Raw genomic sequence first — 26,998 nt, forward strand, 5'->3', positions numbered from 1 at the left:
GACAAAATATATTGTTAACTTTTTTAAAAATAAGGTTAAATTCGTTGACAACTTTTTTGAAAAGCACTTTATTGACATGAGTTTTAGAATGTTGTTTCATAGTCATTGTATTGAAAAAAAACGGCTATCATGTCGAAAAGTAAAAGTTAAAAAAAGAAAGAATTTATACATATATCTTGTGTCTTATTTTGAAACGTAATACAATATATAGAGAAATCAAGAACAACATATAGAGAATATAGATTTGAGAGGGAGGGTCGGAAATGTTAGTTGCATATGATTCTATGACAGGAAACGTGAAGCGTTTCATTCACAAATTAAATATGCCGGCCGTTCAAATTGATGAAGATCTAGTAATAGATGAAGACTTTATTCTTATTACGTATACAACAGGTTTTGGAAATGTACCAGAACGTGTTTTAGACTTTTTAGAGCGCAATAATGAAAAATTAAAAGGCGTATCTGCAAGCGGCAATCGTAACTGGGGAGACATGTTCGGTGCAAGTGCTGACAAGATTTCTACTAAATATGAAGTGCCTATTGTATCAAAATTTGAGTTATCTGGAACAAATAACGATGTAGAATATTTTAAGGAAAGGGTGCGGGAGATTGCGACACATTGAACTGAATAATGAAATCACGCAAATGCAGGACGGTTTTTATCAGCTTCATAAAGATAAAGAGGCATTAGAAGTCTTTATGGAAGAAGCTAGAGAGAATACCGTTCCTTTTAATAGCGTGGCAGAGCGAATGGAGTATATGAAAGAACATGATTATTATTACAACGTTCTGGACGAGTATAGCTTGGAGGAAGTAGAGGAAGTATATAACATCGCTTATGGTGAAAACTTCGAGTTCCAATCTTATATGGCAGCATCTAAGTTCTACAAAGATTATGCGTTAAAAACGAATGATCAAAAACAATACTTAGAAAGCTATGAAGATCGTGTAGCAATTGTTTCATTATACTTAGGACGCGGTGATGTTTCGAAAGCAAGACAATTCGCAAGCATGATTGTAAAACAAAACTACCAACCAGCGACACCAACCTTTTTAAATGCGGGAAGAAGCAGAAGAGGAGAAATGGTGTCTTGTTTCTTGTTAGAGATGGATGATAGCTTAAATTCAATTGGCTTTAACATTAATACTGCGATGCAATTATCAAAAATCGGCGGGGGAGTAGCTTTAAACTTATCTAAGCTACGCGCACGTGGTGAGCAAATTAAAGGTATCGACAACGCTGCAAGTGGCGTAGTACCTGTTATGAAATTGCTTGAAGATTCGTTTTCATATGCGAATCAGCTTGGCCAACGAAAAGGTGCCGGTGCAGTATATTTAAACATTTTCCATTGGGATATTATTGAATTCCTTGATACAAAAAAAATAAATGCCGATGAGAAGAGCCGTATTCAGTCTCTATCAATCGGAATTATCGTTCCAAGTAAGTTCTTTGAGCTTGCTGAGAAAAACGAACCTTTCCATGTTTTCGCGCCTTATACGGTTTATAAAGAATATGGCAAGCATTTAGATGATATTGACATTGATGAAATGTACGATGAATTAATGAGCAATCCGAAAGTGAAGAAGAAGCCACTAGATATTAGTGCACGTGATATGCTTATTAAAATCGCTATGATTCAGCTTGAGTCTGGTTACCCATACTTAATGTTTAAATCAAATGCAAATAATCAACATCCATTGAAGGATATTGGAACTGTGAAGATGTCGAACTTATGTACAGAAATCTTCCAGCTTCAAGAAACTTCAGAAATAAATGATTACGGTACAGATGACATTATCCGTCGTGATATTAACTGTAACTTAGGATCGTTAAATATTGTAAACGTAATGGAAAATAAAGAAATTCGTGAAGCAGTTCATGCGGGAATGGAAGCTTTAACAGCTGTTTCTGATATGACGATTATTCCGAATGCACCAACTGTGAAAAAAGCAAATGACGAGCTTCATTCAGTTGGACTTGGAGCAATGAACTTACACGGATATTTAGCAAAAAATAAAATCGCTTATGAAAGTGCAGAAGCGAAAGAATTCGCTCGTACATTCTTTATGATGTTAAATTACTATTCTATTGAGAAAAGTATGGAAATCGCTACAGAAAAAGGCGAGACATTTAAAGACTTCGATAAATCTGATTATGCGAATGGCACATACTTCGAAAAGTATGAAACGACAGATTACAGTCCTGTAACTGAAAAAGTTCAGCAACTATTTGAAGGAATTCATATTCCGACAAAAGAAGATTGGACAAGTTTAAAAGAGCAAGTGCAGAAGAATGGTTTATACAACTCATATCGTCTTGCCATTGCTCCAACACAATCAATCAGTTACGTTCAAAATGCAACTTCAAGCGTAATGCCGATCGTAAGTCAAATCGAATCAAGAACATATGCGAATGCGACAACATATTATCCAATGCCGTATTTATCAAAAGATACGTTCTGGTACTATAAATCTTCTTACGATATGAATCAGTTTAAATTAATTGATTTAATCGCAGAAATTCAAGAACATATTGACCAAGGAATTAGTACAATTCTTTACGTTAATAGTGATATTTCAACACGTGAATTAGCACGTTACTACATCTATGCACATAAAAAAGGCTTAAAGAGTCTGTATTATACGAGAACACGTAAATTAAGCGTGGAAGAGTGTGTGGCTTGTACCGTTTAATGGCATATTGCCATACTAAATGAATAACCCAATAGTATGAGCAGGGTTATGAACCCTGCTCATACTTGGTTTGTTCTACTAAACGGTTAGCTTTTCATTGTTAGATGGAAATTTAACCGTTCAGTAGAACAATAATAGATATAGGGGTGATTCAATGCGCGCTGTTAACTGGAATAAAAAGGAAGATGATTTCAGTTTAATGTTTTGGAAGCAAAACATCGCTCAGTTTTGGACAGAAGAAGAAATCGCGGTTTCGTCTGACAAAAATACTTGGGTGCAATTATCGAAAGAAGAGCAAATTGCTTATAAGCGTGTATTAGGTGGTTTAACACTTTTAGATACGAAACAAGGTGGCGAAGGAATGCCACTTGTACTTGTTCATCTTGAAAATTTACAAGCGAAAAGTGTATTAGCTTTCATGGGAGCTATGGAAGAAGTACATGCGAAAAGTTATAGTCACATTTTCACAACATTAGCTACAGAAGAAGAAATTGATGATATTTTTGACTGGGTAGACAATCATCCGTTACTTGAGAAAAAAGCTGGTATTATTACTAGTTACTATCGTCGTTTATTAAAGCCTGAAGTAACGAAAAAAGAGTTATACATGGCAATGGTAGCAAGTGTGTTCTTAGAAAGTTACTTATTCTATAGTGGATTTTTCTATCCACTTTACTTAGCTGGTCAAGGTAAACTGACGGCAAGTGGTGAAATTATTAACCTTATTATCCGTTAACTTATGGCGGCTTTTGGTAGAGATACCAATTGAAAAACCCTTTTAATTGCTGGGACCCCCTATTGTAAATTTATCTGTATTATTATTGATGAATATATGCATTCAGGTTATTCTCTAACTATCAATAGATGGAAAGGAGAATAGCTGATAGGGCAATCAGCAGCGAAGCCTTTATCTAGCGATAACATGTACGGAAGTATCAGACATCGAAAACTGTATAAACAGTGGTGGGTGCGATACGTAGATAAAGGAACGTTCAACGACTATCCCAATGGCGGTGAAATTCCGCAAGAGGAGTAGGGCCAAGCGGTGGGTGAGAATCCCTTAAATCGAAATGGAGGGCTACCTGAGAAGGTAGATGATATAGTCTCTTCTTACAGGAAACTGTAAGCTGTATAAACGGCATAGGAGTAGCGAACTTATGTGAAGGTAAAGGATGAGTCAATTCACGGCGTATTCGTCGGTATTTTAGCACAACAAATCTTCGCAGAACTTTCTGTAGAAGAGCAACAAGAAGTGCAAAAAGAAACACAAGAGTTATTAATGGAACTATATGAAATTGAAATGGCCTATACAGAAGAAATTTACACTTCTATCGGTCTTGTAGAAGATGTAAATCGTTTCGTTCGTTACAATGCAAATAAAGGGCTTATGAACTTAGGACTTGAGCCGAAGTTTGAAGAAGAAGAAATTAACCCAATCGTTTTAAATGGTTTACGTACAGATACGAAAAACCATGATTTCTTCTCTGTAAAAGGAAATGGTTACGTAAAAGCAACGAACGTTGAAAAGTTAGCTGACGATGACTTCGTGTTTAACTTTTAATATAGGATTATAAGGAAAAGCTGTCTTATTGATTAATAAGACAGCTTTTCTTTATAATTTTGTTTACATAACACTATTATTTTTGTATAGCGATTTATATTTGGGAAGTTCTATTCGGTTAACGGATAGAACTTTTTTGTAATTAAATGGGTATTTACAAACCTTTTGTATCAGTGTATTATTAAACTAGTACACCGATACAAAAGGAGGGAAGAAATGAAAATAGAGTTTTCTCCAAATACACCAATTTACATTCAGGTAATGGAATACATAAAAAAAGAGATTGTAACAGGACATTTATTGCCTGGTGATAAAATTCCCTCTGTCCGTGAATTAGCGAGTGAATTACAAGTGAATCCAAATACGATTCAGCGTACATTTCAAGAGCTAGAACGGGATGGAGTTGTTGTCACACGTAGAGGAATGGGACGGTATGTAACGAATGAAGGGGAGAAAATTATGGAGCTACGAAAAGAGATGGCGAAAGAATTACTTCATTCTTTTATAGATGGAATGGACAATTTAGGTTTTTCAGAAGAAGAAATTCTTACAATTCTTCGTTCTTCATTACATGATAAGAGGGAGGAGAGCCAATGATAGAGCTATTGAAAATAGAAAACTTATGGAAGAGATACGGATTAAAAGCAGTGATCCGTGAATTAAACATAGAGATTACGGAAGGGAAAATCGTTGGGCTTGTTGGAGATAACGGGAGCGGGAAAACGACGTTATTGAAAATGATTGCAGGCTTGCAACACCCTTCTGAAGGTAGTATTACAATAGACGGCAAAAAGGTAGGATTACAGACGAAAGAAATCGTTTCATTTATGTCCGATAAGCCAGTCTTTGATGATTGGATGACTGTAAAAGATGCTTTATTTTTTTACCGAGATTTTTATAAAGACTTCGATATTCAAAAAGCGGTAGATACGATTGCAGAATTTAAAATACCGTTAGAAGAAAAAATTACAGCATTGTCAAAAGGTATGGTTGAGAAGCTGCAGATTATTTTAACGTTTTCTCGAAAAGTGAAGCTATACGTACTGGATGAGCCGTTGGGCGGGATAGATCCTCTTTCTAGAGAACATGTATTGGATCTAATTCTACAGTTCTATAGGGAAGATTGTACGATATTAATTTCCACTCACTTAATAAATGAAATTGAAAATATTTTTGATGAAGTGATCTTTTTAAAAGATGGAGAAATGGTTCTATATGAAAATGTAGAAGAAATTCGTTTTCAGAGAGGAAAAGCAGTTCATGAATTGTTTAAGGAGGTGTTTAGTAAGTGAAGTCAGTACTTTCCTATTTATGGAATGTAAATAAGAAAAGATATATTGTTACTTTTTTACTCTTTGTGCTAATTGAAGCTGTGTTATTTTCACAAATGATTGTAAGAAAAAGTGATGCGGCTATCAGTAGACAAGAGGGTATATTTGGAATCATTATGATTATATTTTTCTTTTATATTGTTTATATGTTTATACAAACAATGAAATCATATTCACGCTTACTGACTAATCCAATGTTACGACTTACAGCAATATCTGGGAAACAATATGTAATTTCTATGCTTATTTTCTCATTTATTGCAATGGCTATATGGTATGGGATATGTGGAATTCTTTTCTACGTAAGTTATGTATTAGCTTTTCCTACGACTTCTGTATATGTAGAGGCAAAAGAGATTATGCAAGTAGGCATAATTAATAATTTAATATATATGATAAGTGATTTATTTGAGTTTTTGTTTAGTGTGTTACAAATCATATTAGTAATTACTCTAGTTAAGTTACTTACGAAAAAGAAAAAGGCGCAAAATATACTAATTGTTATTATTTTTCTAGTAATAAATATAGCGATTACTTTAGCGACAACCTTGCTAGGAAAATTAGCTCCAGCTTTCCAAGTATTGCGAAGAGTAGAATATCATAGTGAAAGCAAGAGTCTATTTATTAATATGTTTCAAGAAAATGGATTTAACATTTTTAATATAAGTTTCATGGTAATGGTTAGTGCTCTAATAATATATGTAATTGCTTATATTATCGATAAAAAACTAGAAGTCTAAAGGAGGAATCAGCATTGGGAAACGTAGTAGTAAAGTTAGAGAATGTTCGAAAAAAGATTGGTGGAACGGAAATTATTCGTGGTTTATCATTTGAGGTTCGTGAAGGAGAAGTATACGGATTTCTTGGGCCGAACGGTAGCGGTAAGACGACGACGATCCGTATGATGACAGGTCTTATTTCAATGACAGAGGGCGATATTACAATTTGTGGACATAGTATTCGCTCGGAGCGTGAAAAGGCACTAGAGCAAATTGGAGCGATTGTAGAAAATCCTGAACTATATGATTATATGACAGGAATGCAAAACTTAAAGCATTTTGCGAATATGGCCATTACACCAATTAGTAAAGAGCGCATTGCTGAGATTGTAAAGCTTGTTGAATTAGAGCATGCGATTCATAAAAAGGTGAAAACATATTCACTTGGTATGAAACAACGTTTAGGAATTGCACAAGCATTACTTCATCAGCCGAAAATCTTAATTTTAGATGAGCCGACAAATGGATTAGATCCAGCTGGTATTCGCCAAATTCGTGATTATTTACAACGTTTAGCGAAAGAAGAGAATATTGCTGTAATCGTATCAAGTCACTTATTGAGTGAAATTGAATTAATGTGTGATCGCGTCGTTATTATTAAACAAGGTGAGTTTGTACAAGAGTACAACTTACATGAAAAAGTGAAACATGATGAGGCAGCCGTTGTAGCGTTTGAAGTAGGTGAAGTTCAGAAAGCAAATGAAATCATTAAAGGTAAAGCAAAAGGGAATGTAATTGTAGCATCTGTAACAAAAGACAACATTCCGCAACTTGTAAAAAAACTTGTTCATGCTGATGTGCTTGTATATGGCGTTACTGTTCAAAATAAAACGTTAGAGGATGAGTTCTTAGCGATTACTGGGGGAGTGAAAGCGTAATGTTTAAATTAATTCAAAATGAATTTTTAAAGTTGCATGCGAAAAAAGGTATGTATATTTTAATTGGTGTCATTGCGGCACTCGAAATTTTAGGTACTTTAGCAATGTTGAAGTGGGGAAAAGGTGATGAGTTTAAGGGGTCATATTTAGATTATGCAAACTCAGAGATTGGCTTAATTGTTTTATTTACAACGATTTTTGGGATTACACTTGCTGCCCGTACTCTTACTGATGAGTTCCAAAAAGGTACAATTAAACAATTGTTAATCCGTCCAAGAAAAAGACTTGCAGTTTTATTTTCTAAATATATTACAGTGTTATTAGCAATGTTATTTATCGTATTAGCTGGTATGCTAATTGCAATGATTATTGGCGGTATTGTAATGGATGGTAGTAAAACAGAATTAACATTAGGAATCGTAATGAAGTCCACTTTATATCAACTACTTTCACCGTTCTTTTTTGCAACACTTGCATTTTTCCTAGCAAATGTCTTTAGAAAATCTGTATTACCATTAATTATTACGATGTTCCTATTCTTCTTACAAGGTGCAATTAATATGGTATTAATAATGCTTGCAAAAGGTGTAGCGAAGTTTGTAGTATTCAACCATTTGGATTTAAGAGCTTACGATAGTAATAAATTAATCAATGGTGGAATGGAACCAACATTTACAGAATTTACGTTTACAACTTCATTATTACTTGTAGCTGCATACTTTGTTGTGTTACTTGTAGCATCAAGTGCATTATTCCAAAAACGTGACGTATTATAATAAAAGAAATCCCCGCTTGTAAAAACGGGGATTTTTATTACATAAATTTCTCTTAGATTGCAATCTGAAGAACAGCGATATGTTATTTTAAGAGATATGCTGTTTGAAATGATTTGAGAAAAATAGGAAGAATTTCAACTATATTCATATTATAATTTAGTTATCCTGCTATTTATAGGGAAAGTATTGATTAAAGTTTTATTGTATTTTTACTATCTTTGGGGGTGTTCTATATGCACTATGCATTTTCACGTATAAGGCTACGTAGCTTTTTTGGATGGATGATTATAGGGGTGCTCCTTATAATGATCCCATTAGGTCTAGCAAATGTTTCTGAGAATACGATGGAGGTTATTTCACAAATAACTGTATTTTTTGTATTTCCGTTACTTTGGCTATACGTAAAAACAAATAAAAATAATATTGTATTTAACAGTTTTTTTTATAAGCAAGGACATTTACCTTGGGGATTAATTGTATTAGCAACGATAATGGGAATGATTTTTTCAGTTGGCATATCTCAGATTCAATTTTACATATTAGCACATACGTTACCGAATTTCTTAGTTACTATGCTAGAAGACGGAAATGTTATTAATACGAGTAACGTATATATGACGATATTTACTTTCATTTCAGCATGTGTGTTAGCACCTATTATGGAAGAGGTTATTTTTAGGGGATTTTTCTTACAGCGAATGGCTTATAAATGGGGAATTAAAAAAGCTGTAATTATATCTTCAATTATTTTTGGCTTAGGACATTTTGATGTTATTGGTGCGTTCATGTTTGGTGTCGTTATGTGTCTTTTATATATAAAGACACAAAATATATGGACGAATATAGCTGTGCACGCTCTAAATAATTTGATTGCAACAAGTATGCAATTTTTCGGTGGAGAAGAAAGTGGTACAATCTCAATTACTGAATTACAAGCGCAAAGTAATTTATGGATTGGTATTGGTCTTACAGTTGTTGGATTACTTTGGTTAATTCCTTATGTTTGGAAACAATGGCGTACAGTAAAAGAAGTTGGCGTGCCACGCGTACGTTTTATAAATGAGCAAAAAGTAGTGAGTTCATCACAAGAAAATGAAGTGTATAGTCAAGTGATCGTAACCGATAGATTGATGGCCATAGAGTTACCAGATGAGGCTGTAAATAAGCTTCGGTTAGAAGAAAATGATTATGTAACAGTATCTGTAGAAGAAGATAAAATCGTTATAAAGAAAGCACATAATAGATAATTAAAAAGTAGCTCCTTAGGAGCTACTTTTTAATTTGTAATAATTTCTACACGAAAATTATTACCGTTCTTTACATATTTAATATCTGTAACAGTGCGGACCGTCTTTAAAATCTCCACTTTTTCACCAATTCGTGGGATGGTCGGAACATTGTCCCAAATACCAAGCAAGTCATCTAATTGTGCCGTTTTTTCATAAAACCAGATTTTCAATGTAAAGCCCCTTTCTCGAACTTTATGTATTTTAATACATAATATATTATTTTTATTCTTATTGTAAGGGTTTTTTTTATATTTTATGAATAAAAATAAATTAATCTTCTGGGAAGATATGTTCAATATCAGGAGTAAGAGATACTTCTGATAATACGATATGAGAAACGGTCGTTGCATATGAAGAAACATCATTGATAAATTCTTCCAGTTCAACGAGTGAAGGAACAGAAATTTTTACAATGTAGCATAAGCTTCCTGTTACTCGGTAACAAAAACTTGCAGATGGATAAGATTGAATAAACTGTTGCATACGTGTTGTATCACCATTTTTTAAAGTGATTTCTAAAATACAATCTAAAACGAGTCCTGCTTTTTTATAATCAATATCGATTGTGTATTTTTGAATAACACCTTCGCTTTCGAGCTTACGAACACGTTCTGAAGTAGATGGAGCAGATAAGTTTACTCGTTTCGCCAATTCACGCATCGAAAGGCGACTATCATTATATAATTCATTTAAAATTTTTCGATCAACACGGTCTAATTGCATTTGTAAATATACCTCCAGTAAAATAATGATTTTTGTAAAGGGAAAATATAAATTAAGATTCATATGAAATGTAAAGTGAACGTTATTTATTTTACAATAAAACAGAAGGAAATAGGAGGGGAAATGATGGAGAGAATTTCATTATCAAATGTAGGAGATACAAAGTTTCAAAAGTTATTAGGGCATAATTCGGATATATTACATTCGTGGAGTACGTTAGAAGATACACTGTACAATAAAGGAACTCTTTCAGCAGAGTTGAAGGAGCAAGTGAGAAGAACATTAGCGTATGGGAATGAATGTCCGTACTGTATGGCAAAAGGAAGACCTGATGATATGCAAAAGGCAGAGGAGATTGGTGTAGCCGTTACTTTTGCGCATACATTTGTTCATGACCGAAAAGCAATAGATGATACTATGTTTCACGTATTAAAACAATATTGGACAGAAAAAGAAATTGTAGAGCTTTGCGCCTATGTTTGCTTTATTACTGCGTCACAACAACTTGGTTTTCTATTTCAATTACAGCCAAATTAAGGGGGAAATGATGACAAATCAAATAGCACTTATCATAATCGATGTACAAAAGGCATTTCAATTACCAGATTGGGGCGAGAGAAATAATATTTTTGCTGAAGAAAACATGAGAATTTTATTAGAAGAATGGAGAAAAAGGGAACGACCAGTTTTTCATATTCAACATGTAAATAAAGAAAATGCTCAGTCAATGTTTTATGAGAGAGCGGAAACGGTAAACTTTAAAGAAGAAGTGCAACCACTACTTGGTGAAGTGGTTATTCAGAAATTCGTTAACAGCGCGTTCATTGGGACAAATTTAGAAGAGCAATTAAGAAAGAACAAATGTAATGCAGTAGTGGTTGTAGGATTAACGACAAATCATTGCGTGGAAACTACAACACGAATGGCAGGGAATTTAGGATTTACAACATATTTAGTGAGTGATGCAACGGCTACTTTTAACCGTAAAGGTTTAGATGGTAAGGAGTATAGTGCAGAAGATATTCACAATATGACACTTGTAAATTTACATGAAGAGTTTGCTACGATTGTGACGACAAAAGAAGTATTAAAATTATTTTAAGAAAATAATTGCAAATTATGTAGAAAAAAATAAGAATATTTCGTATAATCTAAGTACAATCATTTTGAAAATAGGGGTGGCATCATATGGAGCAAATTTCAGTAAAGAAATTAGAAGAGGTACTTGTTGTAGCAGGGGATGATAAACAGAAGCAAAAGGAATTTTATGAATTGCTCTTATCTACTGAGTTTTATGTTGCTGGTTCACTAGAAGCAGAGGACGGGGCAACAGAGGGAATACTTCGTTTGCGTCATTTCCAAGGAGAAGGTAGATGGATCGTTCCGTTCTTTACACAAATGGAATTTGTAAAAGATGTGTTGCCAGAAGGAACGCCCCTTATTACGATACGTGGGAAAGAGTTATTTGGTAGCATTGAGAAAGATGCTACAGCTGTATTAAATGTTGGTACTGATATAAGTAAAACATTTATTCCAGAAGAAATTGCAGATATCTCATCTGGACGAATTTTTAATTATTATAAGTAAAAGGAAAAGCGTAATCGCTTTTCCTTTTTAATTTGAATATGGAGTGGCTATACCGGAAGAAATAGAGACTGTTTTATTATTCGTGTTTATTGTCGCTGTAGCTCCAAGTGGAATACCGATGTTTGGACTTATATGTCCAATTGGTAAACCGAATAGGACCGGTATATAATATGGTGCGAAATATTCATATAATATTGCTTGCAATGATTGAGATGGCTTTGAAGGAGTGCAGTCGTGACAACTTGTGAAAATAACGCCCCTGCATTCATTAAACTTTCCAGATAAAAGTAGCTGATTTAACATACGGTCAATGCGGTACGGTTCTTCACCAATGTCTTCAAGTAATAAAAGTGTATTGTCCGTATTTATCTCGTAGGGCGAGCCAATTATACTTGTTAACACAGCTAAATTTCCTCCAACTAACGTACCTGTAACTGTACTGTGAGAGCAAGGTACGATACATTCTGATGCAGATAAAATGGTTGAATACGGATGGAATAGTTGATTGAAAGAGGATAAAGATAGGGAATCAATACCTTTTCCTAGTTCTTCAATCATCGGACCATGAAATGTTATAAGCTTTGCATAACGTGAAACAGCAGTATGTAAAGCTGTAATATCGCTATATCCCCAAAAGATTTTAGGGTTTTGGCGAATGATTTCATATTGAATGTGAGGGAGGAGACGAGCACTTCCGTAACCACCTCGTGCACAGAAAACGGCCTTCACTTCATTATTTGTAAATGCTTCATGTATATCGTCAAGCCGAACTTGATCACTTCCGGCTAAAAATCCATATTTCTCGTAAACGCTCTTCCCGATTATTACGGATAACCCCATCTCTTGTAATACATTCACACCTTGTAATACATTTTCGATTGTAGGTGGACCAGATGGTGCAATAATCATTACTGTATCACCTTGTTTTAATGCATTTGGATAAATCATTAAGCTCAGCCTCCTTCTCTTTCAATATATTCGCTTCATATGAAGTTCAACCCTTGCAAAAGCAGGGGAAAGCTTATCAAATAAAGAAGATATAAGGGAAATAGGAGGGAAAATGATGTTTACAAGTCGAGTAACAGACATATTAAAAATTGAGTATCCCGTTGTTCAAGCCGGTATGGCAGGCGCGATTACGACGCCAGAACTTGTTGCAGCAGTAAGTAATAGCGGAGGATTAGGGACGCTTGGAGCGGGCTATATGAGCCCAGAACAAATTCGTGAAGCGATTTATAGAATAAGAGAACTAACAGATAAGCCTTTCGGTGTTAATTTACTTGTAACGAAAGAGATACAAATAGAAGAAGAGAAGGTAAATGAGGCGAAAGTATTACTAAGCGGAGTGAATAGAGAATTAGGTATAGAAGTAGAAGGAACGTTAAAGCTTCCAAAAAGCTATAAGGAACAATTACAAGTGCTATTAGATGAAAAAGTACCGGTCGTTAGTTTTGCATTTCAAACGTTAGAAAAAGAAGAAATAAATGATTTAAAAAGAAGTGGAATAAAAGTTATCGGAACAGCTACCCATGTGAAGGAAGCGAAAGTACTTGCCGAGTTAGGAGTAGATATTATTGTCGGGCAAGGAAGCGAAGCCGGAGGGCATAGAGGAACGTTTATTGGGAAAGAACGAGATGCTATGATCGGTACTTTTGCGTTAATACCTCAGTTAGTAGGGGCTATTCCGCATATCCCAATTGTCGCAGCAGGTGGTGTAATGAACGGACAAGGGCTTGTTGCGGCATTGGCACTAGGAGCAGAAGGTGTTCAAATGGGATCGGCCTTTTTAACAAGTGAAGAGAGTATTACGCACGATGTGTATAAAGAAGCGGTTTTACATAGTACAGATACGAGCACAACTGTAACTCGTGCGTTTTCCGGGAAATATGCACGGGGTATTCGGAATGAATTTATAGAGAGACATGAAGGAAAAGAAGAAGGGCTTCCGATGTATCCAGTGCAAAACGTATTAACTTCTAAAATACGCAAAGAGGCAGCGAAGCAAAATAAGGAAGAATATATGTCGCTTTGGGCAGGACAGGCAGCATCATTAGCTCGAATCGAATCAGCTCAGTATGTAGTGGAGCGAGTTATGAAAGAAGCAGAGAATGCAATCGAACAATTACAAAATATATACAAAAAGACCACTTGAGTAATTCAAGCGGTCTTTTCACTAGTTTGCTTTATAAAATTGTTGGATGGCTTCGTCGATGTAAACCCAGCCTTTCCAACCTAAGTGCATATGATCTTTTAAGAAGTATTTATCATATTCATGATTTGAGAAGTCGGCAATTGGATAACCAGCTTTTTCAATTTGCTCATGAACTTTCTTATAGTATGCTTCGCGGCGTTCTTTCGGGAAGCCAGCGTAGTCGTACCAAGGACCTTTGACAGGAACAGAAATGAAGAGTGGTTTTGCACCAGATTGTTTTAATAAATCAAGTACAATTTGTAAATCTTCATATTCTGGCGATTGGTCGTAAGCATCATTTTTTAAGTAACCTTCACGTTGCTTTAATTTTTTCTTAATTTTGCTATTGAAGTAACCATCTTCGATACCATATTCATTAGATCCAGATTCTGCTGCACCTGTTTGATCCGCATGTTTACGAGCTTCTTCCCAGTTCATTTGTTTTAATGAAGGATCGAGCTTCTCTTTGTGCGGTTTAATATTAAACATAGCTGTAAATAAATCTTTACGATCTAAAATGTTACGGTAAATATAAGCGAAAGGTTTAGCAGCAATTGCTTTTACTTTATACTTCGTATCATCATAAGCGATACCTTCAAGCGAGATTTTTAATAAAGTTTCTTTTTTTACAATCTCAAAGTTTAATAAACGCTTTGCAATTTGTTTTTTCATTTCAGGTTTTAAATCATTGTTGAAAATGAAGTGGTAACCTTGTTGTTTTGAAAAGTTAGGTGCAAAGTGCGTTTCATCAATACCTTGTGGTACAAACCATTGCGGAGAAAGAACGAATACCATTTTCTTATCTTTCAATTGATCCATTGTAGATGCAAAGTTTAACACATGTACAAGGTCTTGTGTTCCGCCGCGTCCAAGAAGGAATGGCGTAAATCCTTCAGGCTTTACTTTAAAATAATTAGATGGATGGAAAGCATCCATACGTGCGAATTCCGATGAACCGTACATCGGAAGATATTTTGGATCTGCTAACATCTTTTGCTGTAAAATCATACTTTGAATTTTTTCTTCTTTTAAAGAAGTGGCAGCTTGTTCTACTTTTTCATCACTTAAAAGTGGAAGTAGGAAGCGCGTTGGAATAAGTAAGAATACAGCAAAAAGGGCCAATGCTAAAAGCATCGGACCAAATTTTGCTTTGTTCATCGGATTTCTTCCAACTTTTTAATAACCATGTTTGGTGTAGCCCACTCGTCACGGTCAAAATCAGAAATAGAAACTTCAATATCTAAACGCTCTTGGAATTCAACTAATAAAGATACTACAGCAAAAGAATCAAGAATACCTTCTTCAAATAATTGAACATCTAAGTTTTCTTTCACAATATCGTTTTCACATACTTCTTCTAAAATATCTAATACTTGCTCTTTGAATTCTGCCATTTTTAAAATCTCCTTTATATCCGAAATATATTATATGTGCAACTTCTTAATGGAATAAGAAGGGTGCATTAAAAGTATCTGTTAAGGTGTCCAGAGAAGATTAGGAAACCGAAACATACAATGTGGAACGTAATTACAATCGCAAGGATGCGTGTGAATTTATTGTTTGGCCAAAATTTATGCTTCTTGTTTTTTCGTTCGAAAATATCGAATAAAATAAACAGTGCGGCATGATATAGACCATAAATAATATACTGCGCAACAGCGCTTCCTTGGATATGCCAAATTCCCATAATGAAGAAGTTTAAAAATGCACCGATATACGAAATTGTGTAACGGTTCTTAATTAACTTTTTCTTCGTTGCAAAAAATACGAAACGCATGTAGATGAAGTCACGGAACCAGAATGATAAACTCATGTGCCAGCGGTTCCAGAAGTCTTTAATATTACGACTAAGGAATGGTTTATTAAAGTTTTCTGGCGTTTTAATTCCCATCATATAACTTACACCAATTACAAAAGAGCTATAACCAGCAAAATCAAAGAATAGATATAAGCTATAGCTATACATGTAAATCATATTTGAAAAGATTGTATCGTGTTGAGCGAATGCTGGATCCATACAATATTGCTTTATTAAGTAAGCAATAATAAATTTATACAAGAAACCTTGGAAAATACGATTTAGTCCTGTATATAGTAAATTTTGATATTCTTCAGCGCTAGGTGGCTTTTGAATATCTTTTTGGAATCTACGGTAACGATCGATAGGTCCTGTTGAAATCGCAGGGAAAAATAAAACGAATTCCCAGAAGTTAAAGAAAGAAAGCTCTTTAATTAAACCATCACGAACTTCAAATACCATTTGAACTGCTCTGAATGTTACGTAAGATATACCTAGAAAAACAACAAGTTTTAACTCAGGTAGTAACGATGCAAATGGTGCGATTTTTGCCAAAATAAGAGGCAAAATCGATAAAATAACAGCTATGCAAAATGTGAATGTACTATTATTTTGTTTTCTTAAAATTAAATAGCCTTTAATTAGGGCATATTGCCAAATAATAAATGCGGCTAACATCATTGCTTGCTTTGGTTTATCTGAGAAGATAATAGCAAGCATGACTAATGTTAAAACGGCATTATATTTACGCAACATTTTACCTTTTAATCCAGCTATGATAGTAGGTATTAATAAAATGCCCACTATAGCGAAAAAATAAAATGATCCATATGCGGTCATGCTGTAACCTCACTCAATAATTTTTTGCGATCTACCTTTCCATTTGGTGTCATTGGAATAGAAGATTGATACATGAATTTACGTGGAATCATGTAGTTTGGTAATCGCTCATTGAGTTCTTTTTTGATTGCAGATGTTAATTTGAATTCTTTTTCAAACGAATGCTCCCCAGGAACAACAACCGCTAATAAATAATCGTATTTCTCACCTTTTTTAATTGGAACGATAACTGCTCCTTCTACGTAAGAACACGCACGAAGGTGATGCTCAATTTCTTCTAATTCCATTCGATAACCATGCAACTTAATTTGGAAATCAAGACGACCATTATAGAATAGAAGACCATTTTCAACATAGCCAGCATCGCCTGTTTTATAGGCGCGCTCACCGTCAATCATAGTAAATGCTTTTTCTGTTAATTCAGGGCTTCCTAAATATCCAACGCTTACGCTTGGACCGACAATTACGATTTCACCTTTTTCACCATCAGGTGCAATCGTGCCATCTTCTTTCATAATAAGAAGGCGACAGTCTGATTTACAATAGCCAACTGGAAGTGATTTGTATTGATTAAGCACTTCTTCTGTAACGTGAATACCTGTTACAGCGACAGTAGCTTCTGTTGGACCGTAAGTATTCATAATTGTTGCTTTTGGGAAACGCTCAATTAATTTTCTAGCCACTTCATTTGGTAACACTTCACCGCAGAATAAGAATGTTTTCATGTTCGGTAGCATACTTTCAGAGAAGGATGATTCCATTAAACACATTTCAGCGAAAGAAGGTGTCGAAGTCCATACTTGAATATCCGATTGCTCTAAAGAAGCAAACAAGTCTTTTGGACGCGCAATCATATCTTTATCGATTGCCCAAAGTGTACCACCTGTTACTAATGATGGGTAAATATCCATTACAGATAAATCGAATGAGAAAGGTGCTTGATTTAAGAATACTTGCCCTGTTTGTAAGTTGAAATCTTCTACAGCCCATTTTGTAAAGCTAACAAGGCAGTTATAAGTAATCTGAACCCCTTTCGGATTACCTGTGCTTCCTGATGTGTAAATAATGTAGAAGTTCTCATCACCTTTTACCGCATGTTCAGGATTTGGAGTGTTCCCTTTATGAGTAAAGAAAATATCTTTTAAGTTGTCTTCACTTACGATGCGAACTGGTAAATCAGTTACAGTTACTGCTGTTGCCGATAAAAGTAATTTCGCACCAGAATTTTCAGCAATACGTTGTACACGATCAGCTGGGATAGATAAATCTACAGGAATGTAAGCATGTCCAGCTTTTACACATCCTAAAAAGTTAACAATCATTTCAGGTTGCATATGGCCATACACCATAATTGGTGAACGATCGTCTGGATACTCAGAAGAAATCCAATGTGCCAACGCATCAGAATCTTCCTTTAATTGTTTGTACGTAATTTTCGCATCTCGCCAAACAAAAGCGGTTTGATCAGGCGTTTCTGCAGCCCACTTTTCAATTTGTTCTAATAACTTCATAACGTTCCCACCCTAGAATTCATTGTAAATAAATGTACTTGTGTTTGTATCATGGAATCCATACAACCAAAGTAATGCAAATAAAATTGCAAGATAATAAACCGTCTTTGCAACCCATTGTGTGAGTGGTCGAGACCATATCTCTTTTAATCTTTCCATGTCTTTCCCTCTCTTAATGAAATAATAGCTCTTTGTAGGTATCATGTCCTACATTATTGTGAAAAAAACAAAATCCCACATTTTAGGTAAAAATAAGTCAAAAGGCTCTTTTTTGATATTAGCACTAAATACTAAAAAAGAAAATCCCTAACTTAGCAATTATATTACATTCAGCATGAATTTGTAATGGGTTTGACATGTAAATAGAAAGTGGATTGTGTGAATACATAAAAGTGGACTATAAGAATACGTAAAAATACAGTATTTGTTTTTATTAATCATTCAAGACGGAGTAAACTTTTAAATTTCTAGTTCTTTTGAAAAGGAGGAAATTATCATGAATAGAGTGTGGAAGAATCTAATTTCGGAAGAAAATATCGTGAAATGGAGAAGGCACTTCCATAAGTATCCGGAATTATCATTTCATGAAAAAGAAACTTCGCAATTTATATATGATACATTATGCTCATTTTCTTCTTTTGAAGTAACGAGACCGACGAAGTATAGTGTACTAGCAATTAAAAGAGGTGTGAAGCAAGGGAAAGTAATTGCGATTCGAGCTGATATAGATGCTTTGCCAATTCAAGAGGAGACAAGTAAATCTTATACATCTGTGAATAAAGGAATGATGCATGCATGTGGGCACGATGCTCACACAGCTATTTTATTAAGCACAGCAGAGGTGCTATCAAATATAAAGGAAGATTTTGCAGGTGAGATTCGTCTATTCTTTCAGCACGCAGAAGAGGTGTATCCTGGCGGGGGACAAGAAATGGTTGAGGCAGGTGTAATGGACGGTGTTGATTATGTAATAGGTTTACATGTTATGTCTGGATTAGAAAGCGGAAAGATAGGAATTGTGTATGGGCCGATGATGGCGGCACCAGACGTATTTACAGTTGAAATTCAAGGCAAAGGAGGACATGCGGCGCGACCAGAAGAAACGATAGACCCTATTGCTATCGGAGCACAGATTATTACAAATTTACAACATATCGTATCAAGAAATACGAGTGCTTTTATGCAAAGGGTTATTTCAGTTACACAATTTCATGGGGGAACGGCTGACAATATTATTCCTAGTACAGCAACTTTAATGGGAACCGTTCGTTCATTTAATCAAGCATTGAGGGTGGAAGCAGAAGGGAAAATCGAGAAAATTGTGAAAGGAATTACAGAAGCACATGGAGGATCGTATACATATACGTATCGATATGGATATGATCCGGTTATTAATGATGAATATATTACGAAAATAGTAGAAGAAAGTGCACTACATTTGTTTGGGAATGAGCGTGTTGTGAAGCTTGAACCTTCTATGGGTGGGGAAGATTTTTCAGCATATTTAAGAAAAGCACCCGGTTGTTTCATTAAATTAGGAACAGGTAATGAAAATATATATACTTGTTATCCACATCATCATCCGAAATTTGACGTGGATGAATCAGCATTAATTTGTGGAGTGGAGCTATTTTTAGAGACGACTATAAGATTACTAAAATCATAGAAAAACAAAAAAAGGCAACTGCACTCTATTGCAGTTGCTTTTATTTCTTTCCGTCAGAGAGGGCTGAGAAAGAACTATGCTCATTCATAGTATATGAATAGCTAACGGACAAGCTTGTACATTTTAATCATTTTTTTAAAAATAGTTGTTGACATTGATAATCAATGTCAATTAATCTAAAAGTAGTTGAAATTGATAATTATTATCAATAGGATGGATGCGACATGTTAATGAGAAAAAATTTTCACCTTCTGCGGAGGGGATTAAAAGATAAAAATAAAGATAAAGATGTTGATCAGCATATGGAATGGCAAAGAAATGTAATTCGGTCTGAATATGTAGATGAGAAGAAGAGCATTCAAACAGAAAAAGAGATACAAAGTAAAGGGAGAGGTTCAGTTGAGTAAGTTAGTAATGATTTTTGCAAGTATGAGTGGAAATACAGAGGAAATGGCTGACCACATTGCCGGCGTAATTCGTGAAACAGAAAATGAAATTGAAGTTATTGATATTATGGATTCACCAGAAGCTTCTATATTAGAACAGTATGATGGAATTATTTTAGGTGCATATACTTGGGGAGATGGTGATCTTCCTGATGATTTCTTAGATTTTTATGATGCAATGGATTCTATTGATTTAACTGGGAAAAAAGCGGCAGTATTCGGATCGTGTGATTCGGCTTATCCGAAATACGGAGTGGCAGTTGACATTTTAATAGAAAAGCTACAAGAGCGCGGGGCAGCAGTTGTGTTAGAAGGACTAAAAGTAGAATTAACGCCAGAAGATGAAGATGTAGAAAAATGTTTACAGTTTGGAGCTGAATTTGTAAAACACCTTTCTTAATGGCAGAAGGGAGATGAAGAGCAAGTGCATGAGAAAATCTCAATCAAAACGATGACAGATTATCATTTGTATGATTTTATGCGTTGTCCGCATAAATTTTATTTTCGTCATATAAAAAGAAGAGAACCTTCTTCATTTGAATGGCAACAAATAGCACAAATGATTGTCAATCAAATTATTAACGAGTATTACACGCTACCTGCGGGTCAACAAACGAAAATTGTACTTTTAATATTAATAGAAAAGTATTGGAAAAAAGTAAGGATTAATATGTTTGCTTCGAAGACGGAGTACTATATTGTATTAGCTAAGCTAACGGATCACTTATTACAGTTTGTTGAAAAGGATGATAGTCAGACACCACCATTGTTTTTATACGAGAAGTTTCAAACATATATGGAAGAGTTAGGTGTCCACATGTCATTGACATTTGAAGTTGGTGAGTGGAGTGCTGGGTCGTTTGTAATTAAAAAGTATGTCGTCGATGCGGATGAGGAAATGCTTGCTCTTTGTCAGAAGCTAATGACAGTATTCAGTTATAAAGCTTTCGGCGTTCTTCCAGGAAAGATTGAAGTTATTAATTTAATAGAAGGAACTAAGTATGAGTACATTCCAAAACAGGAAGATATTATAACTGGAATGGCTGATTTATCTAGAATGAAAGAAATGTTGCAACAACCTGAGCATTATACAGAGCGCCATTTTCGTTCTGAGTGTATAAGTTGTGCATTTCGTAGTGAATGCCAAGGGGAAGAAGTAAAGAAAGAAGCGGAGCAGAAGAAAAATATCGTACATTAAAGGATGCAACTTTGCATCCTTTTTTGTTGTTGACATGAAAAGCTTTTCATCATTTACCGTATATTTGTAGCAGATTTTAATAAAGGGAGGAATAATCAATGAAAGATGAAACGAAAGTATTTCAGTGGTTAAAAGAACAGAATGCTCCTTTTGAAATTCAACTGCAAATTTTACAAGCATTTCAACTGTATAAAGTCATTGTTGAAATGGATAAAAAGTTAATGTTGTATGAGGAGAGAGTATATAGGGAGAGAATGTAATCTCATCCCTGCAGTATTATTTTCAGTTGTTCTGTACCCGATATGAATTCAAGTTCCTCGTTTCTAAGTTAAGTTATTCCACTTTACGATATCAGAATTTTCTTTCTATATGTTAAAATATAGCTATCATTATGAAGAAGGGCGGGAGTATTACGAAAAAAAGACTGTTAATCAGTTCTCTATGTATCGCTTTTATATTGTTATGGTCATATAAAGAGGAGGTTTTTGCTACCTTTAAACCGATTGATCAGTACGAGTTAAATAAGGAGTTAAAGAACAAAAGTATAGAAAATTTAACTCATAATGAAATGAAAAAGGTAGGAGAGCATTTTGTGACCGAGCAACTATCAGTGTTTGGGTCTACTAATAAAGAAGATGTGAAACGAAAAGGTGAAGAACTATTTTTAAATAGAGGGTATGAACAATTAATGGGAAATTATTATCCAAATCGTTTTCGAGATTTAGAGTATAAATTTACAAACGAGGAGATACGTGAAGAGACCGATGAGAGTTTTCTTTATCAAGCTGTAGCGTACGTTGCGGGTACTGAAAATGGTAAGAGAAGCGAAATGAAATTGAATTATGAAGTGAAAATTGTAAAGGTTAATAATATATTTATGGTGCTAGAACAAAAGCAACGCGTACAATAAAGGAAATTCATTGCTCAATAGAACATTTTGGGGTGTGTACTACTTAATGCGGAATAAAAAGGCCCTCAAGGAATAAAGGGCCTTTAAAGATTTTCATTTTGTTGACCAAGTTCTTTTTGAGCAATATATAAATTTCCTTGCTCGACTTGTTTAAGGGTATGAACAGAATCCCCTGCATATCCTTTTTGTGTTTTAACAGTTCTTTTTGAACGATTGGAATCTTGTTTCTTCATATAATAGGCCACCTTTCATCAAAAATAAACGAAAATGATAAGTATGAGTAATACAGCAGCGAAAATGGTAATGCCCATTAAAAACGAAGTGTTTTTATATTTAGGTGGCTTATGTACATCTTGCCGATATCCAGGTGAAATTTCAGGGGCAAATTCTTCATCGAATGATTGCTTTTTTTCTTTGTCGTCCATATGTACCCACCTTTCTTGTTCATTATATTATACGTTACAAGAAAAAATATGCATAAAGAAAACAGCCGCTTTATTATTAGCGGCTGTTTTGTGTTGTATATTTTCGTTGTACTTGAAAGAGACGGATAAGTAGGAAGGCAGCGCCAAATGCTAGACCGATAATAAGACCGATCCAATAGCCTTTTGCGGCCCATTCTGTATACGTTGCTAATATATAACCTAGTGGTAGACCTATTATCCAATAAGCAATTAAAGTCATAATTAGAGCGACATTTACATCTTTATAACCACGCAGAGCTCCTTGTACAGGGGTTGCAATTGCATCTGAAATTTGAAATAAAATCGCAAAGATAAGAAATTCTTTTGCTAAATGATGAACTTTTGCATCTGTCGTATAAATAGAAGCAATTTGATCATCAAAGAAGTAGAGAAGAATCGAATATAATAAAGCAAAGGCAAGGGCTAATCCAATTCCAATCAGTCCGTATTGTTTTGCATTATCGAAACGTTTTGCACCAACTTCGAATCCGACCGCAATAGTCATTGCCATTGCTAAACTTAGCGGAGTCATATATAACAAGGAAGCAAAGTTCATAGCTGCTTGGTGAGCTGCAATAGTTGTCGTACTAAAATTACTCATCATAAGCGTTACCGCAGCGAAAATACTCGTTTCAAAAAAGATAGCAAATCCGATAGGGACGCCAAGCTTTAAGAATGCTGTCCAACTCGAAAGAGAAGGGCGGTATAATTGTTTGAAAATGTTGAAAGAGGCAAAAGGCTCTTTCGTCTGAATAATAATGACTGTAATAATTAAAATGCACCAATATGTTGCAGTGGAAGCAATTGCCGCTCCGACACCACCAAGTTTTGGGAAACCGAAGTTACCAAAGATTAATAAGTAATTTAATATTACGTTAATTGGTAATGATAGTAATGTAATAATCATCGTTGTTCGAGTTTTTCCTAATGCATCAATAAATCCACGTAAAACCGTGTAAGTGAATAAAGGTATAATTCCTATTGCGATAATACTTAAAAATTGAGCTGCAATACGTTCCACAGGTTCTTCTAAGCGCATGCCGTTTAAAATAGGTGAAACGACGAAGAAACCGATGAGGATAACAACGAAGCTAGCACAAATTGCTAAATAAACTGCTTGTATGACAACGTGAGGAACGTCCTCTTTTTTCTTGGATCCAACGAGCTGGGCAACAATGGGAGTCGTGGCCATTAAAATCCCTGTTAACCCAGTACTAACTGGAATCCATATACTTGTTCCAATTGCGACACCTGCTAAATCAGTTGGGCTTGCATGTCCTGACATTGTTGTATCAAAAAAACTCATCGCAAATAATGACATTTGCGTTACGAAAATCGGAAAAAATAGTAATACAAATTGCTTTAACTTTTGTGAGAATGAAGTAGTTTCTTTCATAAAATCCCCTTTCCGTATAAAAAAACAAACTCTTACTATCATACAATTTAATCAAAGATTAGAAAAGAAATACGCGCCTACAACATATGAAACCAATAAAAAAAGGATGCACTTTGAAAAGGGATAAGGTATTATGATAAGGTGTGAAAAAATTACATATTATTTGTTATTAAGGAGGCACTACTTGTGGCTGATTGGTTAATTGGTTTAATCATGGGTGCTGTTGAAGGGTTAACAGAGTTTCTACCAGTATCATCAACAGGACATATGATTTTAACAGGACATTTAATTGGATTTGACGATGAGAGAGCGAAAGTTTTTGAAGTTGTTATCCAATTGGGATCGATTTTAGCAGTTGTTGTTATATTTTGGAAGCGTCTATGGTCGTTAGTTGGAATAGGTAAAGTAACAGACGGACCATCGTTAAATTTATTACATATTATTATCGGGATGATTCCTGCCGGGGTACTTGGCGTATTATTCCATAGCACTATTAAAGAGGTTTTATTTGGTCCAGGACCAGTTGTTATTAGCTTAGTAGCCGGTGGTATTTTAATGATTGTTGCTGAGAAGTTTTCGAAACCAAGTACAGCAAGAACGTTAGATGAAATCACATATAAACAGGCATTTACAATTGGAATGTTCCAATGTTTAGCTCTTTGGCCAGGATTTTCTCGTTCTGGTTCTACAATAAGTGGTGGTTTATTAGCTCGCGTGTCGCATACAGCGGCAGCTGAATATACGTTCATTTTAGCGGTACCGATGATGGTAGCTGCAAGTGGCTTAGATTTAATTAAAAGCTGGGATGTATTAAGCTCAGCAGATATAACGCTATTTGTAACAGGATTTGTAACTGCATTCGTTGTTGCGATGCTTGCAATTGTTTCATTCTTGAAATTATTATCTCGTGTAAAACTAACACCGTTCGCTTATTATCGTTTCATTTTAGCTGCGGTATTCTATTTCTTCATTATGTAAAATAAAAACCTGCCGAGCTCGGCAGGTTTTTATTTTACTAATTTTTCTATCATGTTTTCCATTACATGTTCCCAAAGAGAAGTATCATCAGCTAATGTAGCACGGAAATTAGCATACATTTCTTTTTGTTTTTCTTCGAATGTTGGATCTTCTTTTTCAGGTAATGTAGCGCGCATTGAAGTTACTAATTCTTGTACTTTTGGAGCGCGTGGTCCAAAGACGGCTTGTTCATTTCCATCTTTATCAATGAAAATAAAGATTGGAATCGCACGTGCTGTTCCATTTGTTAAATATTGATCCATTAATTCTAAGTTTTCATCGCGAATTAATAAACGCATGTCAATATTTGCAACTTCAGAAATTCGTTTCATAACAGGTACGCATAAAAGAGCATCGCCACACCAATCGGCAGTTAATACGATAACACGCCAGCCATCATTTTGACGTTCTTCTAATACAGGAAGTAATTCATTTGGAATTAAAAAGTTATTGTAAATGTGTAGTAGCTCGTATTGGTTTACTTTCATTTCATTCACATATGTATCAAAGGACATACCTTTATCAGCCCATTGTTGTAAGTTCATAATTAACACCTCTTTAGTAAGATTTGCTTTCATTGTACCAATTTTTATATAGAAAAGCTTGTATTCTTACTCTTTCTTGTCACTTAATAATTTATTTAATAGAAAAAAGAATAGTACGGCACATAATTCAGCTAAGTTGGACATTTGTACATTTTCTATCCAATCATCAGCAGTATGAATGACGAACCAATCTAGTGTAATTTCAATGAATGAGAAAAGAGTGATAGAAATCCAATTTGGCATGTTTTGAGTCGATGGATATAGCAGCGCTTTGAAGAAACTGAAAATAAAAAATGTAATACCTTCTAAGAAAGTGATTAATAAAAAAAAGAGAAGTAAAGCAGTACGTGAACTATACGCTATACCTGTAATTTGAAAGATTCCTACATATACAAAAAATATAAATGCAAAAACTATAATGAGAAAAAGAGCAATAATACTAATAATAATTATTTTATCTTTTTGGCTGAGATTTGAGAACCTCTCCTCCTCACGCATTAAAATCCCCCTTTTTCTGGAAGTTGACTTCATTTTATCATGAAATACATATTAAAAAACTACGAATTATGGGAAAATAAGATGACAAAAAGTAAGATTTCATGTAAAATTATTAATAAGGTTTTTATTTAACTAAATGAAATAAAAGGAGCTGTCAATGTTGTCTCAAAATCGAGAGCAATTAATGGAAGAACTATCGACAAATGTGTTTGCTATGTTTCGCACATTGCGTAATGATATCGGAAAAATATTCGGTGGTTACATACCGTGGAATGAATTCATCGTTCTGAGAATATTAAATCGTACGAATAAAGAAATGGTATCGCGTGTAGCAAATGAATTAAATGTGTCGAATAGTCATATTACAGCTGTTACAGAAAAATTAATTAATAAAGGTTTTGTAACTCGTTCACGTTCTACATCAGATCGCCGAGTTGTGTATTTAGAGATTACAGAACAAGGGAAAGATTTAGTTGCGAAAATGGAAGATGCGAAAAAACAATATTTACAAGAAAGATTCTCTGCACTTTCAGAAGATGAAATGAATGTAATGATTTCAATTTCCAAAAAACTTATTTAAGTGATTATAAACAAGAAAACGCTTACGTGATGAAATAGAAGATCTTCCTTATATATGGGAGGTCTTCTTTCGTGTGTAATAGATGTTAAAAAATAAAATGTGTATGAAAAAACATAGAGCGCCATACTACTAATACAAGGAAGGAGGGAGAGATATGACGAATCGTAACGGTAGTAAAGGGAGCGGTAATCAAGGATCACCAAAGTCCGGCCAGTTTAATCAGGAATTTAGCACTGAATTTGAAACTGGTAATGATAATAAAGGGAAAGAATATCGTTCTAAAAAAGGGAGTAAATCAAAAAAGGAGTGAATTAATTCAC

At 34.6% G+C, this 26,998-nt stretch carries 34 protein-coding genes and 3 pseudogenes; 24 read left to right on the plus strand and 13 right to left on the minus strand.

The genetic code is table 11. The features are described from left to right. Positions 1 to 263 precede the first annotated feature (263 nt). The 11 genes and pseudogenes from nrdI to HMPREF2590_RS16210 all read left to right on the plus strand — a co-directional run bounded on the left by nrdI (position 264) and on the right by HMPREF2590_RS16210 (position 9,266). Complete coding sequence (gene nrdI / locus HMPREF2590_RS16165) at positions 264 to 623, plus strand: class Ib ribonucleoside-diphosphate reductase assembly flavoprotein NrdI (RefSeq protein WP_000959447.1); 360 nt, start codon at positions 264 to 266, stop codon at positions 621 to 623. Beyond that, entirely contained in the window at positions 610 to 2,694 is a 2,085-nt protein-coding gene (nrdE, locus tag HMPREF2590_RS16170; protein WP_001215839.1) for a class 1b ribonucleoside-diphosphate reductase subunit alpha, read from the plus strand. The genes nrdI and nrdE overlap by 14 nt, the downstream gene beginning before the upstream one ends. Positions 2,695 to 2,848: 154 nt before the next feature. Beyond that, a pseudogene (locus HMPREF2590_RS16175) lies at positions 2,849 to 3,427 on the plus strand (ribonucleotide-diphosphate reductase subunit beta); the annotation flags it as partial. A 201-nt stretch (positions 3,428 to 3,628) separates the two neighbouring features. Next, a pseudogene (locus HMPREF2590_RS31105) lies at positions 3,629 to 3,730 on the plus strand (nuclease); the annotation flags it as partial. Positions 3,731 to 3,859: 129 nt separating this feature from the next. Beyond that, a pseudogene (locus HMPREF2590_RS16180) lies at positions 3,860 to 4,255 on the plus strand (ribonucleotide-diphosphate reductase subunit beta); the annotation flags it as partial. A 216-nt stretch (positions 4,256 to 4,471) separates the two neighbouring features. Beyond that, complete coding sequence (locus HMPREF2590_RS16185; protein WP_000687512.1) at positions 4,472 to 4,852, plus strand: GntR family transcriptional regulator; 381 nt, start codon at positions 4,472 to 4,474, stop codon at positions 4,850 to 4,852. Then, a complete protein-coding gene (locus tag HMPREF2590_RS16190; RefSeq protein ID WP_000571496.1) occupies positions 4,849 to 5,547 on the plus strand; it encodes an ABC transporter ATP-binding protein in 699 nt (232 codons plus the stop codon). The genes HMPREF2590_RS16185 and HMPREF2590_RS16190 overlap by 4 nt, the downstream gene beginning before the upstream one ends. Further along, the gene (locus HMPREF2590_RS16195) at positions 5,544 to 6,326 is read left to right on the plus strand and encodes a hypothetical protein (RefSeq protein WP_000843923.1); all 783 of its coding nucleotides are present in this window, start codon (positions 5,544 to 5,546) and stop codon (positions 6,324 to 6,326) included. Before HMPREF2590_RS16190 ends, HMPREF2590_RS16195 begins: the two co-directional genes overlap by 4 nt. Before the next feature lie 14 nt (positions 6,327 to 6,340). Continuing rightward, on the plus strand, positions 6,341 to 7,243 hold the full coding sequence (locus tag HMPREF2590_RS16200) for an ABC transporter ATP-binding protein (protein ID WP_000528787.1): 903 nt from the start codon (positions 6,341 to 6,343) through the stop codon (positions 7,241 to 7,243). Next, positions 7,243 to 8,019, plus strand: a complete 777-nt coding sequence (locus tag HMPREF2590_RS16205; protein ID WP_000475429.1) for an ABC transporter permease — start codon at positions 7,243 to 7,245, stop codon at positions 8,017 to 8,019. Before HMPREF2590_RS16200 ends, HMPREF2590_RS16205 begins: the two co-directional genes overlap by 1 nt. Before the next feature lie 233 nt (positions 8,020 to 8,252). After that, the gene (locus tag HMPREF2590_RS16210; protein WP_000558819.1) at positions 8,253 to 9,266 is read left to right on the plus strand and encodes a CPBP family intramembrane glutamic endopeptidase; all 1,014 of its coding nucleotides are present in this window, start codon (positions 8,253 to 8,255) and stop codon (positions 9,264 to 9,266) included. Positions 9,267 to 9,295: 29 nt separating this feature from the next. Here HMPREF2590_RS16210 and HMPREF2590_RS16215 read toward each other — a convergent pair whose 3' ends face one another. Together HMPREF2590_RS16215 and HMPREF2590_RS16220 are read right to left on the minus strand one after the other, a co-directional pair. Next, the gene (locus tag HMPREF2590_RS16215) at positions 9,296 to 9,478 is read right to left on the minus strand and encodes a DUF3913 family protein (RefSeq protein ID WP_000707107.1); all 183 of its coding nucleotides are present in this window, start codon (positions 9,476 to 9,478) and stop codon (positions 9,296 to 9,298) included. A 100-nt stretch (positions 9,479 to 9,578) separates the two neighbouring features. Further along, the gene (locus HMPREF2590_RS16220) at positions 9,579 to 10,031 is read right to left on the minus strand and encodes an Lrp/AsnC family transcriptional regulator (RefSeq protein ID WP_001175505.1); all 453 of its coding nucleotides are present in this window, start codon (positions 10,029 to 10,031) and stop codon (positions 9,579 to 9,581) included. A 126-nt stretch (positions 10,032 to 10,157) separates the two neighbouring features. Here HMPREF2590_RS16220 and HMPREF2590_RS16225 point away from each other — a divergent pair, with 126 nt between their 5' ends. The 3 genes from HMPREF2590_RS16225 to HMPREF2590_RS16235 all read left to right on the plus strand — a co-directional run bounded on the left by HMPREF2590_RS16225 (position 10,158) and on the right by HMPREF2590_RS16235 (position 11,618). Further along, positions 10,158 to 10,568: a carboxymuconolactone decarboxylase family protein gene (locus HMPREF2590_RS16225; RefSeq protein ID WP_000439753.1), complete on the plus strand. Its 411-nt coding sequence runs from the start codon at positions 10,158 to 10,160 to the stop codon at positions 10,566 to 10,568. A gap of 10 nt (positions 10,569 to 10,578) precedes the next feature. Next, positions 10,579 to 11,133, plus strand: a complete 555-nt coding sequence (locus HMPREF2590_RS16230; protein WP_000184430.1) for a cysteine hydrolase family protein — start codon at positions 10,579 to 10,581, stop codon at positions 11,131 to 11,133. Between the two features lie 86 nt (positions 11,134 to 11,219). After that, entirely contained in the window at positions 11,220 to 11,618 is a 399-nt protein-coding gene (locus HMPREF2590_RS16235; protein ID WP_000435266.1) for an SseB family protein, read from the plus strand. Positions 11,619 to 11,645: 27 nt separating this feature from the next. Here HMPREF2590_RS16235 and HMPREF2590_RS16240 read toward each other — a convergent pair whose 3' ends face one another. After that, positions 11,646 to 12,566, minus strand: coding sequence for a S66 peptidase family protein (locus tag HMPREF2590_RS16240; RefSeq protein ID WP_000640074.1), 921 nt, complete (start codon positions 12,564 to 12,566; stop codon positions 11,646 to 11,648). Positions 12,567 to 12,681: 115 nt separating this feature from the next. Between HMPREF2590_RS16240 and HMPREF2590_RS16245 the strand changes: the two genes are divergently transcribed. After that, entirely contained in the window at positions 12,682 to 13,770 is a 1,089-nt protein-coding gene (locus tag HMPREF2590_RS16245) for an NAD(P)H-dependent flavin oxidoreductase (RefSeq protein ID WP_000495285.1), read from the plus strand. A 21-nt stretch (positions 13,771 to 13,791) separates the two neighbouring features. Here the strand turns inward: HMPREF2590_RS16245 and dltD are convergent, their stop codons facing one another. The 5 genes from dltD to HMPREF2590_RS16270 form a co-directional block, all read right to left on the minus strand. Further along, on the minus strand, positions 13,792 to 14,967 hold the full coding sequence (dltD, locus tag HMPREF2590_RS16250; protein ID WP_001030265.1) for a D-alanyl-lipoteichoic acid biosynthesis protein DltD: 1,176 nt from the start codon (positions 14,965 to 14,967) through the stop codon (positions 13,792 to 13,794). Continuing rightward, entirely contained in the window at positions 14,964 to 15,203 is a 240-nt protein-coding gene (gene dltC / locus HMPREF2590_RS16255) for a D-alanine--poly(phosphoribitol) ligase subunit DltC (RefSeq protein ID WP_000807310.1), read from the minus strand. The genes dltD and dltC overlap by 4 nt, the downstream gene beginning before the upstream one ends. A 68-nt stretch (positions 15,204 to 15,271) precedes the next feature. Further along, complete coding sequence (gene dltB, locus HMPREF2590_RS16260) at positions 15,272 to 16,447, minus strand: D-alanyl-lipoteichoic acid biosynthesis protein DltB (protein ID WP_000127953.1); 1,176 nt, start codon at positions 16,445 to 16,447, stop codon at positions 15,272 to 15,274. Then, positions 16,444 to 17,958: a D-alanine--poly(phosphoribitol) ligase subunit DltA gene (gene dltA, locus HMPREF2590_RS16265; RefSeq protein ID WP_000770513.1), complete on the minus strand. Its 1,515-nt coding sequence runs from the start codon at positions 17,956 to 17,958 to the stop codon at positions 16,444 to 16,446. The genes dltB and dltA overlap by 4 nt, the downstream gene beginning before the upstream one ends. Before the next feature lie 12 nt (positions 17,959 to 17,970). Continuing rightward, positions 17,971 to 18,117, minus strand: coding sequence for a teichoic acid D-Ala incorporation-associated protein DltX (locus HMPREF2590_RS16270; RefSeq protein ID WP_000440293.1), 147 nt, complete (start codon positions 18,115 to 18,117; stop codon positions 17,971 to 17,973). Between the two features lie 337 nt (positions 18,118 to 18,454). Here HMPREF2590_RS16270 and amaA point away from each other — a divergent pair, with 337 nt between their 5' ends. The 6 genes from amaA (at position 18,455) to HMPREF2590_RS16300 (ending at position 22,178) form a co-directional block, all read left to right on the plus strand. Continuing rightward, positions 18,455 to 19,624 (plus strand): N-acyl-aliphatic-L-amino acid amidohydrolase, encoded by a 1,170-nt coding sequence (gene amaA, locus HMPREF2590_RS16275; RefSeq protein ID WP_001082787.1) that lies wholly within the window; start codon positions 18,455 to 18,457, stop codon positions 19,622 to 19,624. 224 nt (positions 19,625 to 19,848) lie between these two features. Continuing rightward, positions 19,849 to 20,031: a hypothetical protein gene (locus HMPREF2590_RS16280; RefSeq protein WP_000929021.1), complete on the plus strand. Its 183-nt coding sequence runs from the start codon at positions 19,849 to 19,851 to the stop codon at positions 20,029 to 20,031. Further along, a complete protein-coding gene (locus HMPREF2590_RS16285; RefSeq protein WP_000041153.1) occupies positions 20,024 to 20,470 on the plus strand; it encodes a flavodoxin in 447 nt (148 codons plus the stop codon). The genes HMPREF2590_RS16280 and HMPREF2590_RS16285 overlap by 8 nt, the downstream gene beginning before the upstream one ends. A 24-nt stretch (positions 20,471 to 20,494) precedes the next feature. Next, entirely contained in the window at positions 20,495 to 21,268 is a 774-nt protein-coding gene (locus tag HMPREF2590_RS16290) for a hypothetical protein (RefSeq protein ID WP_000544577.1), read from the plus strand. Positions 21,269 to 21,366: 98 nt separating this feature from the next. Next, positions 21,367 to 21,528 carry a hypothetical protein gene (locus HMPREF2590_RS30400; protein ID WP_000651084.1) on the plus strand — a complete coding sequence of 54 codons (162 nt, stop codon included), beginning with the start codon at positions 21,367 to 21,369 and terminating at the stop codon, positions 21,526 to 21,528. A gap of 131 nt (positions 21,529 to 21,659) precedes the next feature. Beyond that, entirely contained in the window at positions 21,660 to 22,178 is a 519-nt protein-coding gene (locus HMPREF2590_RS16300; protein ID WP_000715262.1) for a hypothetical protein, read from the plus strand. Between the two features lie 83 nt (positions 22,179 to 22,261). On the opposite strand, the gene HMPREF2590_RS30405 is transcribed toward HMPREF2590_RS16300, so the two are convergent. The 3 genes from HMPREF2590_RS30405 to HMPREF2590_RS16315 all read right to left on the minus strand — a co-directional run bounded on the left by HMPREF2590_RS30405 (position 22,262) and on the right by HMPREF2590_RS16315 (position 24,038). Further along, on the minus strand, positions 22,262 to 22,411 hold the full coding sequence (locus HMPREF2590_RS30405; protein WP_000743742.1) for a hypothetical protein: 150 nt from the start codon (positions 22,409 to 22,411) through the stop codon (positions 22,262 to 22,264). An 18-nt stretch (positions 22,412 to 22,429) separates the two neighbouring features. Next, positions 22,430 to 22,603 carry a hypothetical protein gene (locus tag HMPREF2590_RS16310; RefSeq protein WP_000341062.1) on the minus strand — a complete coding sequence of 58 codons (174 nt, stop codon included), beginning with the start codon at positions 22,601 to 22,603 and terminating at the stop codon, positions 22,430 to 22,432. 76 nt (positions 22,604 to 22,679) lie between these two features. Continuing rightward, a complete protein-coding gene (locus HMPREF2590_RS16315; protein ID WP_000665550.1) occupies positions 22,680 to 24,038 on the minus strand; it encodes an MATE family efflux transporter in 1,359 nt (452 codons plus the stop codon). A gap of 186 nt (positions 24,039 to 24,224) precedes the next feature. Here HMPREF2590_RS16315 and uppP point away from each other — a divergent pair, with 186 nt between their 5' ends. Next, a complete protein-coding gene (gene uppP / locus HMPREF2590_RS16320; RefSeq protein ID WP_000796256.1) occupies positions 24,225 to 25,016 on the plus strand; it encodes a bacitracin resistance undecaprenyl-diphosphatase in 792 nt (263 codons plus the stop codon). A gap of 29 nt (positions 25,017 to 25,045) precedes the next feature. Here uppP and HMPREF2590_RS16325 read toward each other — a convergent pair whose 3' ends face one another. Together HMPREF2590_RS16325 and HMPREF2590_RS16330 are read right to left on the minus strand one after the other, a co-directional pair. Next, on the minus strand, positions 25,046 to 25,633 hold the full coding sequence (locus HMPREF2590_RS16325) for a thioredoxin family protein (RefSeq protein WP_002004705.1): 588 nt from the start codon (positions 25,631 to 25,633) through the stop codon (positions 25,046 to 25,048). A gap of 33 nt (positions 25,634 to 25,666) precedes the next feature. Further along, entirely contained in the window at positions 25,667 to 26,098 is a 432-nt protein-coding gene (locus HMPREF2590_RS16330; RefSeq protein ID WP_001206404.1) for a regulatory YrvL family protein, read from the minus strand. A 160-nt stretch (positions 26,099 to 26,258) separates the two neighbouring features. Between HMPREF2590_RS16330 and HMPREF2590_RS16335 the strand changes: the two genes are divergently transcribed. Both HMPREF2590_RS16335 and HMPREF2590_RS16340 read left to right on the plus strand, forming a co-directional pair. Then, complete coding sequence (locus HMPREF2590_RS16335; RefSeq protein WP_000081432.1) at positions 26,259 to 26,678, plus strand: MarR family winged helix-turn-helix transcriptional regulator; 420 nt, start codon at positions 26,259 to 26,261, stop codon at positions 26,676 to 26,678. 154 nt (positions 26,679 to 26,832) lie between these two features. Further along, entirely contained in the window at positions 26,833 to 26,988 is a 156-nt protein-coding gene (locus HMPREF2590_RS16340) for a hypothetical protein (protein ID WP_000184928.1), read from the plus strand. The last annotated feature ends 10 nt before the right edge of the window (positions 26,989 to 26,998 follow it).

The organism is Bacillus sp. HMSC036E02, from assembly GCF_001836235.1.
Classification (GTDB): Bacteria; Bacillota; Bacilli; order Bacillales; family Bacillaceae_G; genus Bacillus_A; species Bacillus_A cereus.